This is a genomic window from Streptomyces misionensis (assembly GCF_900104815.1).
Classification (GTDB): domain Bacteria; phylum Actinomycetota; class Actinomycetes; order Streptomycetales; family Streptomycetaceae; genus Streptomyces; species Streptomyces misionensis.
In genome coordinates, this window is sequence record NZ_FNTD01000004.1 from 7,654,357 (window position 1) to 7,670,437 (window position 16,081).

Genomic DNA, 16,081 nt, shown 5'->3' on the forward strand with positions numbered 1-16,081 from the left:
CGCGGGAAACGCAGGGCAGGGCGTGGCTCACACCATGACGTTCGTCGCCGGCAGGCAGCTGAAGGGGATCCAGGATGTTCCGTAAGGTGCTGGTCGCCAATCGTGGAGAGATCGCGATCCGCGCGTTCCGGGCGGGGTACGAACTCGGCGCGCGCACCGTCGCCGTGTTCCCGCACGAGGACCGCAACTCGTTGCACCGGCTCAAGGCCGACGAGGCCTACGAGATCGGGGAGCCGGGGCACCCGGTGCGCGCGTACCTCTCCGTCGAGGAGATCGTGAACGCCGCCGTCCGGGCCGGCGCCGACGCCGTCTACCCGGGCTACGGGTTCCTCTCCGAGAACCCGGAGCTGGCCCGCGCCTGCGCGGAGGCGGGCATCACCTTCGTCGGCCCGGACACCGCCACGCTGGAGCTGACCGGCAACAAGGCCCGCGCGGTCGCCGCCGCCCGCGCGGCCGGCGTGCCGGTGCTCGGCTCCTCCCAGCCCTCCACCGACGTGGACGAACTGGTGCGCGCCGCCGAGGACGTCGGCTTCCCCGTCTTCGTCAAGGCGGTGGCGGGCGGCGGCGGGCGCGGCATGCGCCGGGTCGAGGACCCCGCCCAGCTGCGCGAGTCCATCGAGGCCGCCTCCCGCGAGGCCGCCTCCGCGTTCGGGGACCCGACCGTCTTCCTGGAGAAGGCCGTGGTCGACCCCCGCCACATCGAGGTGCAGATCCTCGCCGACGGCGCGGGCAACGTCATCCACCTCTTCGAGCGCGACTGCTCGGTGCAGCGCCGCCACCAGAAGGTCATCGAGCTGGCGCCCGCCCCCAACCTCGACCCCGCCCTGCGCGAGCGGATCTGCGCCGACGCCGTCCGCTTCGCCCGCGAGATCGGCTACCGCAACGCCGGCACCGTGGAGTTCCTGCTCGACCGGGACGGCAACCACGTCTTCATCGAGATGAACCCGCGCATCCAGGTCGAACACACCGTGACCGAGGAGGTCACCGACGTCGACCTGGTCCAGGCACAGCTGCGGATCGCGGCCGGCGAGACCCTCGACGACCTCGGCCTCGCCCAGGACACCGTCACCCTGCGCGGCGCCGCCCTCCAGTGCCGCATCACCACCGAGGACCCCGCCAACGGCTTCCGCCCGGACACCGGCCGGATCAGCGCCTACCGCTCACCGGGCGGCTCCGGCATCCGGCTGGACGGCGGAACCACCCACGCGGGCACGGAGATCAGCGCCCACTTCGACTCGATGCTGGTCAAACTCACCTGCCGCGGCCGCGACTTCAAGGCCGCCATCGGCCGCGCCCGGCGTGCCGTCGCCGAGTTCCGCATCCGTGGCGTCGCCACCAACATCCCGTTCCTCCAGGCCGTGCTGGACGACCCGGACTTCCAGGCCGGCCGGGTCACCACCTCGTTCATCGAGGAGCGCCCGCATCTGCTCACCGCCCGCTCCTCCGCGGACCGCGGCACCAAGCTGCTCACCTTCCTCGCCGATGTCACGGTGAACAAGCCGCACGGCGAACGCCCCGACCTGTTCGACCCGTTGACCAAGCTGCCCGCGCTGCCCGCCGGGGAGCCGCCCGCCGGATCGCGCCAACTCCTGGTCGAGCGGGGCCCCGAGGGCTTCGCCCGGCACCTGCGCGAGTCGCCGACGATCGGCGTCACCGACACCACCTTCCGCGACGCCCACCAGTCGCTGCTCGCCACCCGGGTGCGCACCAAGGACCTGCTGGCCGTCGCCCCGGTGGTCGCCCGCACCCTGCCCGAGCTGCTGTCCCTGGAGTGCTGGGGCGGCGCCACCTACGACGTCGCCCTGCGCTTCCTCGCCGAGGACCCCTGGGAGCGGCTGGCCGCGCTGCGCGAGGCCGTGCCCAACATCTGTCTCCAGATGCTCCTGCGCGGCCGCAACACCGTCGGCTACACGCCGTACCCGACCGAGGTCACCGACGCCTTCGTGCAGGAGGCCGCCGCGACCGGCATCGACATCTTCCGCATCTTCGACGCCCTCAACGACGTCGGCCAGATGCGGCCCGCCATCGACGCCGTGCGCGAGACCGGCACCGCGATCGCCGAGGTCGCCCTCTGCTACACCGGCGACCTGGGCGATCCCGCCGAACGCCTCTACACCCTCGACTACTACCTGCGGCTCGCCGAGCAGATCGTCGAGGCGGGCGCCCATGTCCTCGCGATCAAGGACATGGCGGGCCTGCTGCGCGCCCCGGCCGCCGCCAGGCTGGTCTCCGCGCTGCGCCGCGAGTTCGACCTGCCGGTGCACCTGCACACCCACGACACCGCGGGCGGCCAGCTCGCCACCTATCTCGCCGCGATCCAGGCCGGCGCGGACGCGGTGGACGGCGCGGTCGCCTCCATGGCCGGCACCACCTCGCAGCCCTCGCTGTCGGCCATCGTCGCCGCCACCGACCACTCCGAGCGGCCCACCGGCCTCGACCTCCAGGCGGTCGGCGACCTGGAGCCGTACTGGGAGGGCGTGCGCCGGATCTACGCGCCGTTCGAGGCGGGCCTCGCCTCCCCGACCGGCCGCGTCTACCACCACGAGATCCCCGGCGGCCAGTTGTCCAACCTGCGCACCCAGGCCGTCGCCCTCGGTCTCGGCGACCGCTTCGAGGACATCGAGGCCATGTACGCCGCCGCCGACCGGATCCTGGGCCGCCTGGTCAAGGTCACCCCGTCCTCCAAGGTGGTCGGCGACCTCGCCCTGCACCTGGTCGGCGCCGGGGTCTCCCCGGAGGACTTCGAGCAGACCCCCGACCGGTTCGACATCCCGGACTCGGTGATCGGCTTCCTGCGCGGCGAGCTGGGCACCCCGCCCGGCGGCTGGCCCGAACCGTTCCGCACCAAGGCACTGCGCGGCCGGTCGGCCGCCAAGCCGGTCCCGGAGCTGTCCGCGGAGGACCGCGAGGGGCTCGCCAAGGAACGCCGCACCACCCTCAACCGGCTGCTGTTCCCGGCGCCCACCCGGGAGTTCGAGGCGCACCGGCAGTCGTACGGGGACACCAGCGTGCTCGACAGCAAGGCCTTCTTCTACGGGCTGCGCCCGGGCAAGGAGTACGCCGTCGACCTGGAGCCCGGCGTGCGGCTGCTGATCGAGTTGCAGGCGATCGGCGAGGCCGACGAGCGCGGTATGCGCACGGTGATGTCCACGCTCAACGGCCAGCTGCGCCCGATCCAGGTGCGGGACCGGGCGGCGGCCTCGGACGTGCCGGTGACGGAGAAGGCCGACCGGTCGAACCCGGGTCATGTCCCGGCCCCGTTCGCCGGAGTGGTGACCCTCGCCGTGGCCGAGGGGGACGAGGTGGCGGCCGGCGCCACCGTCGCCACCATCGAGGCGATGAAGATGGAGGCCACGATCACCGCCCCGAAGGCCGGCCGGGTGACCCGGCTGGCCATCAACCGGATCCAGCAGGTGGAGGGCGGCGATCTGCTGGTCGAGATCGGCTGAGTCCGCGCCGGAGCGCCTGGGGCCGCGTGGCCTCAGGCGCGCGGCGAGGTGGGGCCGTCCCAGAGCGGGTACGACATGACGTGCCGGAAGCCCTGGGGGCGCGCGCCGGTGTAGTTCAGGCTGAGCTGCGTGTAGCGCTCGAAGGACGGGTGCTTCTTCCACTGCGTGCCGCCGCTGAGCCGGATCTCCACCGGGTAGGGGTGGAAGGTGCCGGCCGCGCAGTACGGCTTGCAGTCGTTCACCCAGTTCGTGCCGGTGCCCCTGGCTCCGTCCGGGCCCCAGGACGTCCAGTGCAGTCCCTTGAGCCGGCTGTTGCCGTCGCCGCAGGCCAGGATGAAGTCGGTCGGGCGGACGTTGCGGTGGGCGAAGCAGTCCACCAGCACCCGCTCCCCGCCGGGGGCCTGCGCGGTCGCGGTGCCGGCCGGCGTGGTGGCCGGGGAGGGGGTCGGGGGACTGGCCGAGGCCGTCGTCCCGGCCGCGAGCAGGGCGCCCGCCGCAAGGGTCACCGCCGTTCCCACCACTGATCCGCGCATGGCCGCTCCCACCGTTCGTGCCGTGTCCGAGCAGGTGCCATCGACGCTACGGCGGTGCGGCCGTTTGCACCAGTCGCGCAGGTCACGCCGCGTGTCCGCGGGGTTCCGGAACGCACGGCGGCCGAGGAGGCGTGCGGGTCGGCGAACACCGCACGCGTCCTCGGCCGCCCGGCGGGCTCAGCAGGCGCCTTCGTCCTGCCAGGGGCCCCAGGTCGAGGCGCCGGGCGTCTCGTTCTGGGTCCACCACTTGGCCTTCCAGTTGTGCCCGCCGTACGACACCTCGGTTCCGCCCGTGTACGCGGTGGTCGCGTTCCACGCGGTCTTGCAGGAGGTCGGAGTGGGCGTCGGGGTCGGGGTGGGCGTGGGGGTGGGGGTCGGGGTGCCGCTCGGCGGGGTGGCGCCCGCGAACTTCACCGAGTACTTGGCGAAGTCCCAGTCGCTCTGGGCGACGCTCGAACACGTCCCGGAGGTGCGGCCCCCGTTGTCCGGCGGGCTGCACTGCCGGTCGCGGTTGAGCGACCAGAAGGTGAAGCGGTCCATGTTGTGGCTCGTCGCGTAGTCCAGCACCGTCTGGAAGTCGGCCTGGGTGAACATCTCACCGGTGTCGCTGCGGCCGTTCATGCCGGAGAAGCCCTCGTGGGCGTAGGCCGTGGCCGCGTCCCAGCCGAAGGTCGACTGGAGGATCGAGTTGAAGTTGGTCAGGGCGCTCGTCTGGCTGGCAGCCCCGTTGAAGCCGCCGTCGAACGGCATGATGGAGAAGTTGTTCGGGGTGAAGCCCTGCGACTTCGCCTCCAGCAGCATCTGCTTGCCGAACCAGCCGGTGCCGTCCGCCGTGCCGGCCGTGGTGACGGAGACGTACAGGCCCGGGTTGTTCTGCTGGAGGATCTTCGCGGCGCCGATCTCGTTCTTGACGGCCGCGGTGTTCTCGTACTCCGGCTCCTCCAGGTCGAAGTCGATGGCGTGCAGGCCGTACTTGGTGATGACCTGCTGGTAGGCGGCCGCGGTGGAGGCCGCGTCCGAGCAGGCCTGGCCGAGCTTGGTGCCGCCGTAGCCGCCGATGGAGACGGAGACGTCGCCGCCCTTGGCGCGGATGGTGTCGATCATCGACTTCACGGCGGTGTCCGAGGAGACGGCCGCCGTGCCGCCCCAAGTGGGGGAGCAGCCGCCGCCGTTGGGGGCGAGGACGAACGCCAGCTGGAAGGCCTTCAGGCCGGTGGCGTCCATGATGGCGGCCGGGTTTGGCGGGTCGTTGTCCAGCGGCATCAGATAGGGGGCCGCGGCGTACCAGCGGTTGCTCAGCGCGGTGTTCGCGGTCGCGCCCGAGGCGCTGGTCGCGACCAGCGCGGTGGTGCCCGCGGCGGCGAGCGTGACCGCGGCAGCCGCGCTCAGACATGCGTGAAGACGTCTCACTGCGTGCCTCCAGAGGGTGGGGGTGTGCCCGGGTGGGGAGGAGCCCCACCCTCCGGGAGCTGTTGCGGCCACGTCAATAAGTTGGACTAGACCAAATCCCTCTTTGGACTAGACCATACCAACCCTTTACCTTCCGTCGACCAGGCGCACACTGAAGCCCCGGTCCATCGGAAGGCTCGCCGCGGTGACCGTCGTGACCCGGGTCGCGGAGTCGAACGACCATGCCGACGAGGGGAGTTGGCGCCCGTTCACCAGTACGCGCGCGGGCGCGGAGGAGCCGTGCACGGTGAACCGGTACGTCCGCGCGGCCACCTTGCCCGCGTACGTGCCCTTGCTCGCGCCGACCGACACGGTCGTCCCACCCGCGTCCCGCCGCACGGAGACCCGCTGGGTGGCGGCCGCGCCCTTGGCGAAGTCACGGCTCACGCCGTCGTCCTCGTACAGCGTGTAGTGGCTGGTGGCGTGCGCCGAGGGGTACAGGTCCCAGTCCAGCTCGTGCCGGTCCCGGGTCTGCCAACTCGTCGTGCCCTTGGGCCACATGGGCACGATCGCGCCCTCGCGCACGAACAGCGGGAGGGTGTCCAGCGGGGCGTGATAGCCGTTCACCGTCGTCGGTCCCTGGTACGTGCGGCCGGTCCAGTAGTCGGTCCAGGTGCCCTTCGGCAGATAGATGCCGTCGCGGGTGTCGGTGTCCCGGTAGACCGGAGCCACCAGGAAGTCGGGGCCGGACAGGAACTCGTACGTGGCGTCGGCGCCCAGGGTGCCGGGGTCGTCCGGGTACTCCAGCCACAGCGGACGCACCGCGCCCACCCCGGTGTCGGCGGCCTGCCGCGACAGCGTGTACATGTACGGCAGCAACCGCTCCTTCAGCTGGAGGTACTTGCGGTTGATGGAGGTGTACGGCTCCCCGTCCAGCCACGGCTGCTGGTCGGCGGGCTTCTTGGTGGTCAGGTCGGTGGCCCAGCCGTCCATGGTCATGATGGCCGGCAGGAACGCCTTCCATTGCAGGTCGCGGGCGTACATCTTGGCGTCGTGGCGGTAGATGCTGCCCACGTCGCCCGTGTTGTAGGCGATGCCGGACATGGTGGCCCCGGCGTAGGTCGGGATCTGCCAGCGGATGTAGTCCCAGGACAGCTGCTGGTCGCCGCTCCACAGCACCCCGCAGCGCTGGGCGCCCGCCCAGGAGACGGGCAGCCAGACGAAGCCGCGTGCGTCGCTGTTGTCCTCGATGCCCTTCTTCGCCGCGTCGCAGGCGTCCAGGGCGAAGCGGTAGCCGTTGCCGACCCAGGCCACGTCCAGTTTGGCGACCCGCTGGCCCGCCTTGACCTGGTCGGCGAGCTTGTCGATGCCGTCCTGCGTCCACAGGCCGAGCTGTGCGTGCCGGTCCTTCAGGCCCTGGGCGGTCTGCGGGAGGTTCTCGTAGCCGCAGCCGTAGCCGTCGTTGACCAGCATCCAGCCCAGCGGCATCTGGTGGTCCACGTACCCGTCGGCGGTCTTCAGCGCGTCCAGCGTGTGCCGCTCGCCCCGGTTGGCGTTGTGCAGGTAGCAGTCCGAGTCGCCGGGTTCGAGACCGTAGACCGGCGGCATGAACGGCTTGCCCACCAGCTTGGTGTACGCGCCGATGACCTGCTTGGCGTCGCCGAGGAAGTAGTAGGCGTCCAGCCGCCGTTCCTGCTGACCGGTGGTCACCGGCGAGCCGAAGGTGTAGACGCCCGGTGCGAAGGTGTTGCGGAAGACGCCGTAACCGGCGCTGGAGAGGTAGAACGGCTGGGAGTTGTTGTAGCCGCCCTCGTTCCAGTCGAAGCTGTTGGCCACGTACATCGTCTGCCCGCGGTGCGAGAAGCTGCCGTTCTGCTCACCTCCGCCGAAGAACTGCTCGTCGGCACCCCGGTCGAGGCTCTGCCGCATCCCGCCCGTGGACCAGCGCAGCGGCTTGTCCTCCTGCCAGATCCGGGTGCGGTCGTCCGCCTTGTACAGCCCGAACCGCAACGGCTTCTTGTACACGCGCAGCACGGCGTCGGAGGTGCGGATGCCGTAGTAGGCGCCCGCGTCGAAGGACGAGGTGTGCCGGTCCACCGCCGGCTGCCCGCGCACGATCTCGGTTCCGGCGGGATCGCTCAGCGAGCCCGACGGGTCGGCCTGGAGCCGTAGTTGACCACCGGTCAGGAAGTCGGCGCGCGCCAGGAGTTGTCCGGCGCGGATCGTGTAACTGCCGTCGCGGCCGGAGAAGGAGGTGAGGTCCCCGGCGTCCGTGGTCGAGGGCAGATAGGCCGTGCCGGTGAAGGAGTTGTCGTGCACGTCGTACGGCACGACCACCACGTGGTACGTCCCCGACGCCCGCGGGATCACCGTGGCCTCGGGGTCGGCGGTGCCCGCGCTGGAGGCCACCTGGGTGTTGTGGTCGTCGTACACGTACAGGTCGAAGTCGTCGGTGGGGTGCTCCCACTCGATCGACAGCGGGATGCCGCCCTCGGGGTTGTCGTCCCAGTAGCCGTCCGGCACCGAGACGGTCAGATCGAAGCGGTCGCAGACCTTGTTGTCGGGGTCGGCGCCGGGGGCCGGGCAGTCCCCGGGGCCGCCGCCGGTGCCCTTGGCGTAGACCGGGCTCTGCCAGCTGACACTGCTGTGGGCGGGGTCCAGTACGGCGCCGGTGGCGGCGGCCGCGGCGGGCGCCGGGACGGCCAGCGCGGTGCCCGCCAAGGCGGTCGCCAGCCCCAGCGGCACCCAGGCGGGCCACGGCACACGGTGTCGGAGTCTTCGCACGGCGGAACAGCTCCCCTCGCGTCATTGCGGACTGCTGAGCGTGCACGGAAGCGCTCGAAACAGCGGAGAATCGAGCAACTTCACGCACGAAGCTTTGGAGGGGACACAGGTTCATGTCAATACCGCGGGCGCAGACGAGGGCGCTCCCGCGCCTATGACGAGGGGCCGGACCCCGCCTCCCGGCGCGGTCCGGCCCCTCCTCGGTCCTGTCTCAGCCGGCCTGCCCGCGCAGCACGATCTGCGTCTGCGTGGTCTGCCCGACGAGCCGGTCGCGGTCGTCGCGCAGCTCGGTCTGCACCACGATGAGCGTGCCGCCGAGGTGCAGCGGGCGGGCCGTGGCGTGCACCTGGCCCGAGGTGACCGCCCGCAGGAAGTTGGTCTTGGACTCCACGGTGGAGGTGCCGCCGGCCCCCTCGGGCAGATTGAGGTAGGCGCACACCGCGCCCACGCTGTCCGCCAGCGCCATCAGCGCCCCGCCGTGCAGCGCGCCACCGGCCGTGCACACCTCGGGCGACCAGGCCAGCGAGCCGACGGTGCGCTCCGCGGTGGCCTCACGCAGTTCGATGCCGAGACCGGCCGCGAACGGCATGGCGGAGAGCAGTTCGGCCGGCGCGGGGAGGGACGTCATGGCGTACCGCCTTTCATCGGGGCCGGATGATCGGAAAAAGTCTGCCAGCCGTGGGCATCGGCCGGGTGCGGAAGGGGAGTTCGGGGCGGTTCCGGAGCGGCAGGCGCCGGCGGTCGGGAGCTGTTCCGGGTTCCCGCCCGTCACATCCCGCCCGGTGTCTCGGCGGCCCGTTCGTCCGGAAGGGGCATCTCCGCCCAGATGATCTTGCCCGTGCCGGTGTAACGGGTGCCCCAGTGTTCGGTGAGCTGGGCCACCAGCATCAGGCCGCGGCCGCCCTCGTCGAGGATGCGGGCCCGGCGCAGATGCGGGGCGGTGCTGCTGCCGTCGGCGACCTCGCAGATCAGCGTTCTGTCCATGATCAGCCGCAGCTGGACGGGCGGGGCGGCGTAGCGGATGGCGTTGGTCACCAGTTCGCTGATGACGAGTTCGGCGACGAAGACCAGCTCGTCGAGTCCCCAGGTGCGCAGCCGGGCGGTCGCCAGCGCCCGGGTCTCGGCGACGGCGGCCGGATCGGCGGCGATGTCCCATTGGGCGACGGCTCGCTCGTCCAGCGCGCGGGTGCGGGCGATGAGCAGCGCGACGTCGTCGGCGGGCCGCCGGTCGGAGAGCAGCTCCTTGAGGATGTTGTCGCAGCTGATCTCCAGCGACGGCACCGCGGGGTCCAGCGCCGCGCGCAGGCCCCGCAGACCGGTGTCGACGTCCCGGTCGTGCCCCTCGACCAGGCCGTTGGTGTAGAGCGCGAGCAGGCTTCCCTCGGGAAGCGGCACCTCGACGGACTCGAAGGGGTGCCCGCCCAGGCCCAGCGGCGGACCGGTGGGCAGCTCGACGAACTCCGTCGTGCCGCCCGGGGTCAGCAGGGCGGGCCAGGGGTGCCCGGCACTGGCCAGCGACCAGACGCGGGAGACCGGGTCGTAGACCGTGTAGAGGCAGGTCGCCCCGAGGTCCGCGGTCGGCGGCTCGGCCCCGGTCTCCAGCCCGGTGCTGAGGCGGATGACCAGGTCGTCCAGTTGCGCCAGGAGTTCGTCCGGGGGCAGATCGACATCGGCGAGCGTGCGCACCGCCGTGCGCAGCCGGCCCATCGCGGCGGAGGCGTGCAGCCCGTGGCCGACGACGTCGCCCACGACGAGGGCGACACGGGCGCCGGACAGCGGGATCACGTCGAACCAGTCGCCGCCGACACCCGCCCGCGACACCGCGGGCAGATAGCGCCCGGCGACCTCCACGGCGGCCTGCTCGGGGATGCCCTGGGGCAGCAGGCTGTGCTGGAGGGCCAGTGTGGTGGTGCGCTCGCGGGTGTAGCGGCGGGCGTTGTCGATGGCGACGGCCGCGCGCGCCGCCAGCTCCTCCGCGACCCGCAGATCGCCCTCCCCGTACGGCGGCAGGCTGGGGTCGTTGCGGGTGAGCAGGGCGGCGCCGAGGTTCACCCCCCGGGCCCGCAGCGGCACGGCGATCATCGAATGAGGGTGGTTCCGCCGTACCCACGTGGCGCGGGCGGGATCCTGCGCCAGCCATCGGGCCACCTCCGGGTCGGTGATCCGGTAGGCGCAGCCGCGGCCCGTGGCCAGGCACTGTGCGAGTGGCGAGATGTCCGGGTAGCGGACCAGGTCGCCCGCCGTGACGACGGTCGGCGCGGCGGAGCGGACCGCCGTGCGCCGCAGTTCCATGGGGCCGGCGAGGGGGAGCGGCGCGGGCTCGTCGCCCTGGAGCACGGCGTCGAGGAGTTCGATGGAGACGAAGTCCGCGGCGCCGGGCACCGACACGTCGGCCAGCTCCTGTGCGGTGCGGATGACGTCCAGGCTGCTGCCGATCCGCCTGCTGGCCTCGTTGAGCAGGGCCAGCCGTTCGCGGGACACGGACTGCTCCGAGAAGTCGAGCGCGGAGACGTAGACACCGCGCACGACGCCGGCCGGGTCCTTGAGCGGGAAGACATGGACGATCCACGCGTGCGCGTACCGTTCCCCCGGCACGCGCGCGTGGGTCTCGAACCGCTCCGGCACCCCGGTGGCCGCCACGCGCTCCACGGCTTGCCCCGACATCTCGAACGCCGGGTCGGTCAGATGCTCGGCGATCAGACGTCCCCGCAGATCCGATTCCGTCGCGTCCATCTGCCGCTCCATCGGAGCGTTGAGCCGCAGGAACCGGCCCTCGGTGTCGTGGATGGCCAGCGCGAACGGGGACTGGTAGAAGGCCCAGCGAAGGAGCCGGTCCTCGGCTCGTACCGCCTCCTCGTGCCGCCGCGGGACAGGCTTCGCGGCGGAGGCCGGTTCGGGCGCTGTCGCGGTCACCGGATGCCGGGCGGCCTCCACGAACCAGCCGGTGCCCCCTTGCGCGGTGGTCAGCGGCCGGACGCGGAGCAGGCATTCCACCGGGGCGCCGTCGCGGTGGCGGAGCACCGCCGGGCCGGTCCAGGGCCGCCGCGCGGCAAGACTCTCCCGGGCCGGGTCGGGCAGGGCGGACGCGAGCAGCGCCGTCGCGGGCCGGCCCACGGCCTCGGCGGCGGAGAAGCCCAGCAACCGCCGCGCCCCGGGGCTCCAGGCGGACAGCGCGCCGTCCGGAGTGGTCGTGGCGATGGCGTCGTCGGCGGCGAAGGGGTCCCCGGGTGCGGCACGGTCACTGGTCGCCGGTCCAACCATGATCGATCATCTGCCCTTCGGAGCCCTTCCCTGGCACCCTCACCGATCTCAGGATGTCCCAGGTGATCCGGGTCGGCCAGGCTGCCGCGGCTCGATGCCACCACCTGTGTGGTGAGGGAGTGGCGGACCTCACCACCGGAATGATTCACGATTCAACAACATGGGGGCTAGGGTCTCAAGTGCCTGACAAAAGGCGTGGTCCGTGACGCTGCCCGGCAGCGTCACGGGGTGAACAAGGAGAAGAAATCATGGGCAAGAGGACTGTGCGCCCGCTCGCCGTCGCGATCGCCTCAGCCGCCGCGGTGGCCGGCCTCCTCGCCGCCGGCGGTCCCGCCTCGGCGGCGACGCAAGCTCCCGGAGCGCCTCGGTCCGCGGCCGTCTCCGCCGTCCGGACGGCCGACGACCACACCGACATCCGCCGTCAGTGGGTCCTGGACCAGCTCCGCTGGGCCGACGAGCACGGTTACCTCCACCTCGCCCCCGAATCCCACGGCCCTTCCGGCCACTGAGAGACCTGCCGCACCTGTGCGGCGGGAGTTCCGGACAGCGGGGGCGGCGTCCGGGCCGCTCCAAGGGACAGCAGCGGCCGTCACACCGGCCGCCGCCCCCGCGCCCGTCTCCGCGCACCGGCCGCCGAACGGAAGTCCGCCTCGAAGTCATGGGCGCGCAAGGGTCTTGCGAGTCGCGGGCCGGGTGGGCTCGCTTCCGTCGGCCTGTCGGCCCGTAGGGATGACGGGCCTTCGGCCGGGCAACTCGACGCCCTCACGTGCCCGGTGACGGGTGGTGAGTCGCATTACTGGCGCGTACGTGTCAAAAGTTCACCAGGGTGGTGGAATATCGCCCGCTCCTGTGATCAGGTCTCCTGCGTCGGCAGAACCGCATGCCTGTTCAGGGAGGCCTGGTGTCCCAAACACCCCGCAGAAGACGGTGGTTCACCGTCTGTGCGATCACCGCGTCGGCCGCGCTGGTGGCGATACCCTCGTCCGCCGCCGGCCGCTCGGCGAGCCCCTTCGGCGTCCGTGCCCTCGACCAACTCGCCAAGGAGCGGACGCAGTCGGTCGGCGCCATGTCGCCGCACCTGTCCGCGGACGACGACGGCGGCAACGAGGCGGACGAGATCGCCGAGGGCGCGGACCAGTACGCCGAGGCCCGCACCTCGCCCGGCATCGTCGCACCGGGCGCGTACGGCGCCGCCTGGGGTGACCTCGCCAAGCTGAAGAGCACCGGCGGCGACTGGCGCAACATCACCGATCTGCCGTACAACTCGGACGACCCGCGCTACCGCGACTACGACTCCAACTCCAGCGGCGGCTCCGGCAACGTCACCGGGCGCATGGCCGCCGTCGCCGCCGACGACGACGGCTATGTCTACGCCGGCAGCGCGGGCGGCGGCGTGTGGCGCTCGCACACCGGGGGCGGCGACTGGCAGCCCATCAGCGACGACCTGCCCTCCCAGTCCACCGGCGCCCTCGCGGTCGACGACGGCGGCCGGCTGTGGCTGGGCACCGGTGAGGCCACCACCAACTCCGACGCCTACCTCGGCAGCGGCGTCTACGTGCTCGCCCACCCGCACCACCAGCGCTTCTCCCGGCGCACCCGTGTCGGCGGCGACGAGCTGGAGAGCACCACCATCCACGAGCTGCGCTTCGGCGGCGGCAAGGTGTGGGCGGCCACCAGCAGGGGCGTGTGGAGCCACTCCACCAGCAACCTCGACGGCCCCTGGAAGCTGGAGTTCGCGCCCAACCCGGACTACCTGCCGAACGGGCCGAAGGCCGGTGACCCGGCGGCGGCGTACAAGAACATCGCCAACGACATCGCCATCGACCCCAAGGACCCCGGCAAGGTGGTCCTCGCGGTCGGCTGGCGCAGCGGCGACGACTACAACGGCTTCTACACCAAGGTCGACGGCGCCTGGACGCGGATCACCAGCGGCCTCGGCGACCTCCCGGCCGACCCGGACGACGTCGGCAACGTGACCTTCGCCCGGTCCGCCGACGGCTCCCGCTACTACGCCATCGACCAGTCCCCGGAGCAGCTGGAAACCAACCCGGACAGCGGCCTGGAGGGCATCTTCGTCTCCGAGTCCGGCTCGCCGACCGGGCCGTGGACGAAGATCGCCGACTACAAGGGGCTGGCCGCCGACAACTCGGCGCTGAACTCCGAGGGTTACATGCCGGGCGTGCAGGCCTGGTACAACCAGTTCCTCGCCGTCGACCCGAGCGATGCGCGGCACGTGTACGCCGGGCTCGAAGAGGTCTACGAGACCAAGGACGGCGGCAGCACCTGGTCCACGGTGGGCCCCTACTGGAACTTCACCTTCCCCTGCTGGAGCATCGACCCGGCCAAGCAGACCGGTGACTGCAACCAGACCACCCACTCCGACCAGCACGGCGTCGCCATCGGCAGCTACCACGGCAAGTCGTTCGTGTACGTCGGCAACGACGGCGGCATCTACAAGCGTCCGCTCGACGGCTCCCAGGACGCCTCCGGTCACGCCACCGACTGGACGTCCCTGAACGACGGCACCATCGACACCCTGGAGTACTACTCCGTCGGCATCGGCAAGGACCTCGACCACGGGGGCGTCTCCGTCACCGGCGGTCTCCAGGACAACGGGCAGTCCATCCTGCGCAGCAACGACACGGTGATGGGCTCCAACTTCGGCGGCGACGGCGGCGACACCCTCACCGACCCCGCCAACGGCTGCAACATCGCCCAGGAGTACGTCTACCTCGCCGTCCAGGTCACCCAGAACTGCGCCGTGAACGACGGCAGCTGGGAGAGCGACCCGAGCAAGGTGACGTCGTACTCCGTCGCCCCGCCCGACAACGCCACCGGCGAGGCCCGCTTCATCGCCCCGCTCACCGCCGACCTCAAGGACAGCGACACCTGGGTCGCGGGCGGCCGGCACATCTGGGTGCAGTACCACGGCTACGCCATCCGCAGCGGCTCCGAGTGGACCAGCGCCCACGACCTCGGCAAGGGCCGCACCGCCACCGCCGTCGCGGCGTCCGGCGGCAAGGTCTACGCCGCCTGGTGCGGACCGTGCGACAGCGTGGGCTTCGCCCGCGGCATCGCCGTCGGCAACGCGGACGGCACCGGCTGGCACGACATCAACCTGCCCGTGGACGGCACGGTGCCCAACCGCTACCTCAGCGGCTTCGCCGTCGACCCGCACGACGCCGACCACGTCTACCTCACGGTCAACGGTTTCTCCCGGCACTGGACCGAGGGCCCCGGCGCCGGTGACGGACACGTCTTCGAGTCCACCGACGGCGGCACCACCTGGAAGGACATCTCCGGCAACCTGCCCGACGTGCCCGCCGACTCCGCGCTGGTGACGGCGGACGGCGGCCTCGCCGTCGCCACCGACCTCGGCGTCGTCCACCGGGCGCCCGGCAGCACCACCTGGAAGCGCGTCGGCGACCTGCCCGCCGTCGCCGTGCTCCAGCTCAAGACCAGCCCCGACGGCGGCACGCTCTACGCCGCCACCCACGGCCGGGGCATCTACACCATCGAGGTGCGCAAGCTGCACTGACCGGTCGTACGAGCGGGGGAGGGGCGGCCGTGCGGCCGCCCCTCTTCCCTGTCACGCGGGCGGCCCCGAGATGCTCCGCAGCGACACCGCCGAGGCCGGGGCCACCGCGACGCGGGCCCCGCCGGCCTCGGCCCACCAGTCGGCCCCGTCCTCGACGTAGCGCAGCAGCACGCCCTCGCGGATCGCCCAGGGGCTGACCACGGCCCGACGCAGCCCCATCAGCTTCAGCGCCGTGTGCCCGACGACGGCACCGGCCAGACTCTGCGCGGCACGGGGCGCGGACACGCCCGGCAGCTGGGCGCGTTCGGCGGCGGGCAGGGCGGCCAGGGTGCGCACGGCCTCCTTCAGGTCCCGGCGCAGCAGCCGGCGCGGCTCGAACGGGCCGAAGCGGCCGGGCGCGGCCCCGCACATCCGGGCCAGCTGCTGGAACGTACGGGAGCTGACGGCCGCGGTGCGCGGGCTCTCCCACCGTATCCGCGCCGCCACGTCCCGCAGCTCATGCCGGATCCGGCGGCGCAGCTCCTTCAACTCGGCCGCCCCGGGCGGGTCCTGGACGCCGAGGTACTCACGGGTCAGCCGGGTCGCGCCCAGCGGCAGCGACGCGGCGAAGTCCGGCAGCCGGCCCCGCCCGAAGGCCACCTCCAGCGAACCGCCGCCGATGTCGAGCAGCGCGAGCGGGCCCGCCTTCCAGCCGAGCCAGCGGCGGGCCGCCAGGAACGTCAGCTCGGCCTCCGTCTCGCCCGGCAGCGTGCACATCCGGATCCCGGTCCCGGACGCCACCCGCTCCAGCACCTCCTGGCGGTTCGGCGCCTCCCGCACCACCGCGGTCGCGAACGCCAGGGGGCCCGCGGCCCGCCACCGCAACGCCGTGTCACCCGCCTCGGCCACCGCCTCGACCAGCTGCTCCACCGCCTCCTCGGCGATGGTGCCGTCCGCACTCACCCGTTCGGACAGGCGCAGCTTCCACTTGACGGTGTGCACCGGCAGCGGAACACCCCCCTCCACATCCGCGATCACCAGTCGCACCGTGTTCGACCCCGCATCCACCAAGCTCACCCGCATGGCCGGGTCCGTACCCAATCCACCGGCCGGAACGCCCGCACACGAGGGGCGGACTCGGGCACGGC

8 protein-coding genes and 1 pseudogene are annotated in these 16,081 nt (G+C 72.2%); 3 read left to right on the top strand and 6 right to left on the bottom strand.

The genetic code is table 11. The annotated features are described in order from the left end of the window. Positions 1-74 precede the first annotated feature (74 nt). Complete coding sequence (locus tag BLW85_RS35625) at positions 75-3,449, top strand: pyruvate carboxylase (RefSeq protein ID WP_074995490.1); 3,375 nt, start codon at positions 75-77, stop codon at positions 3,447-3,449. 32 nt (positions 3,450-3,481) lie between these two features. On the opposite strand, the gene BLW85_RS35630 is transcribed toward BLW85_RS35625, so the two are convergent. The 5 genes and pseudogenes from BLW85_RS35630 to BLW85_RS35650 all read right to left on the bottom strand — a co-directional run bounded on the left by BLW85_RS35630 (position 3,482) and on the right by BLW85_RS35650 (position 11,416). Continuing rightward, complete coding sequence (locus BLW85_RS35630; RefSeq protein ID WP_070023412.1) at positions 3,482-3,982, bottom strand: hypothetical protein; 501 nt, start codon at positions 3,980-3,982, stop codon at positions 3,482-3,484. 177 nt (positions 3,983-4,159) lie between these two features. Continuing rightward, the gene (locus BLW85_RS35635) at positions 4,160-5,392 is read right to left on the bottom strand and encodes a chitinase (protein WP_074995492.1); all 1,233 of its coding nucleotides are present in this window, start codon (positions 5,390-5,392) and stop codon (positions 4,160-4,162) included. Between the two features lie 141 nt (positions 5,393-5,533). Then, positions 5,534-7,690: pseudogene (locus BLW85_RS35640) on the bottom strand (glycoside hydrolase family 31 protein); the annotation flags it as partial. A 676-nt stretch (positions 7,691-8,366) separates the two neighbouring features. Then, the gene (locus BLW85_RS35645; RefSeq protein WP_070023415.1) at positions 8,367-8,783 is read right to left on the bottom strand and encodes a PaaI family thioesterase; all 417 of its coding nucleotides are present in this window, start codon (positions 8,781-8,783) and stop codon (positions 8,367-8,369) included. Between the two features lie 140 nt (positions 8,784-8,923). Continuing rightward, positions 8,924-11,416, bottom strand: a complete 2,493-nt coding sequence (locus tag BLW85_RS35650) for a SpoIIE family protein phosphatase (RefSeq protein WP_074995497.1) — start codon at positions 11,414-11,416, stop codon at positions 8,924-8,926. Between the two features lie 248 nt (positions 11,417-11,664). Between BLW85_RS35650 and BLW85_RS35655 the strand changes: the two genes are divergently transcribed. Further along, positions 11,665-11,925, top strand: coding sequence for a hypothetical protein (locus BLW85_RS35655; RefSeq protein ID WP_074995500.1), 261 nt, complete (start codon positions 11,665-11,667; stop codon positions 11,923-11,925). A gap of 392 nt (positions 11,926-12,317) precedes the next feature. Then, positions 12,318-14,954 carry a WD40/YVTN/BNR-like repeat-containing protein gene (locus tag BLW85_RS35660; RefSeq protein WP_074995503.1) on the top strand — a complete coding sequence of 879 codons (2,637 nt, stop codon included), beginning with the start codon at positions 12,318-12,320 and terminating at the stop codon, positions 14,952-14,954. Between the two features lie 51 nt (positions 14,955-15,005). Here the strand turns inward: BLW85_RS35660 and BLW85_RS35665 are convergent, their stop codons facing one another. Then, positions 15,006-16,016, bottom strand: coding sequence for a Ppx/GppA family phosphatase (locus BLW85_RS35665; protein WP_074995505.1), 1,011 nt, complete (start codon positions 16,014-16,016; stop codon positions 15,006-15,008). Between the last annotated feature and the right edge of the window lie 65 nt (positions 16,017-16,081).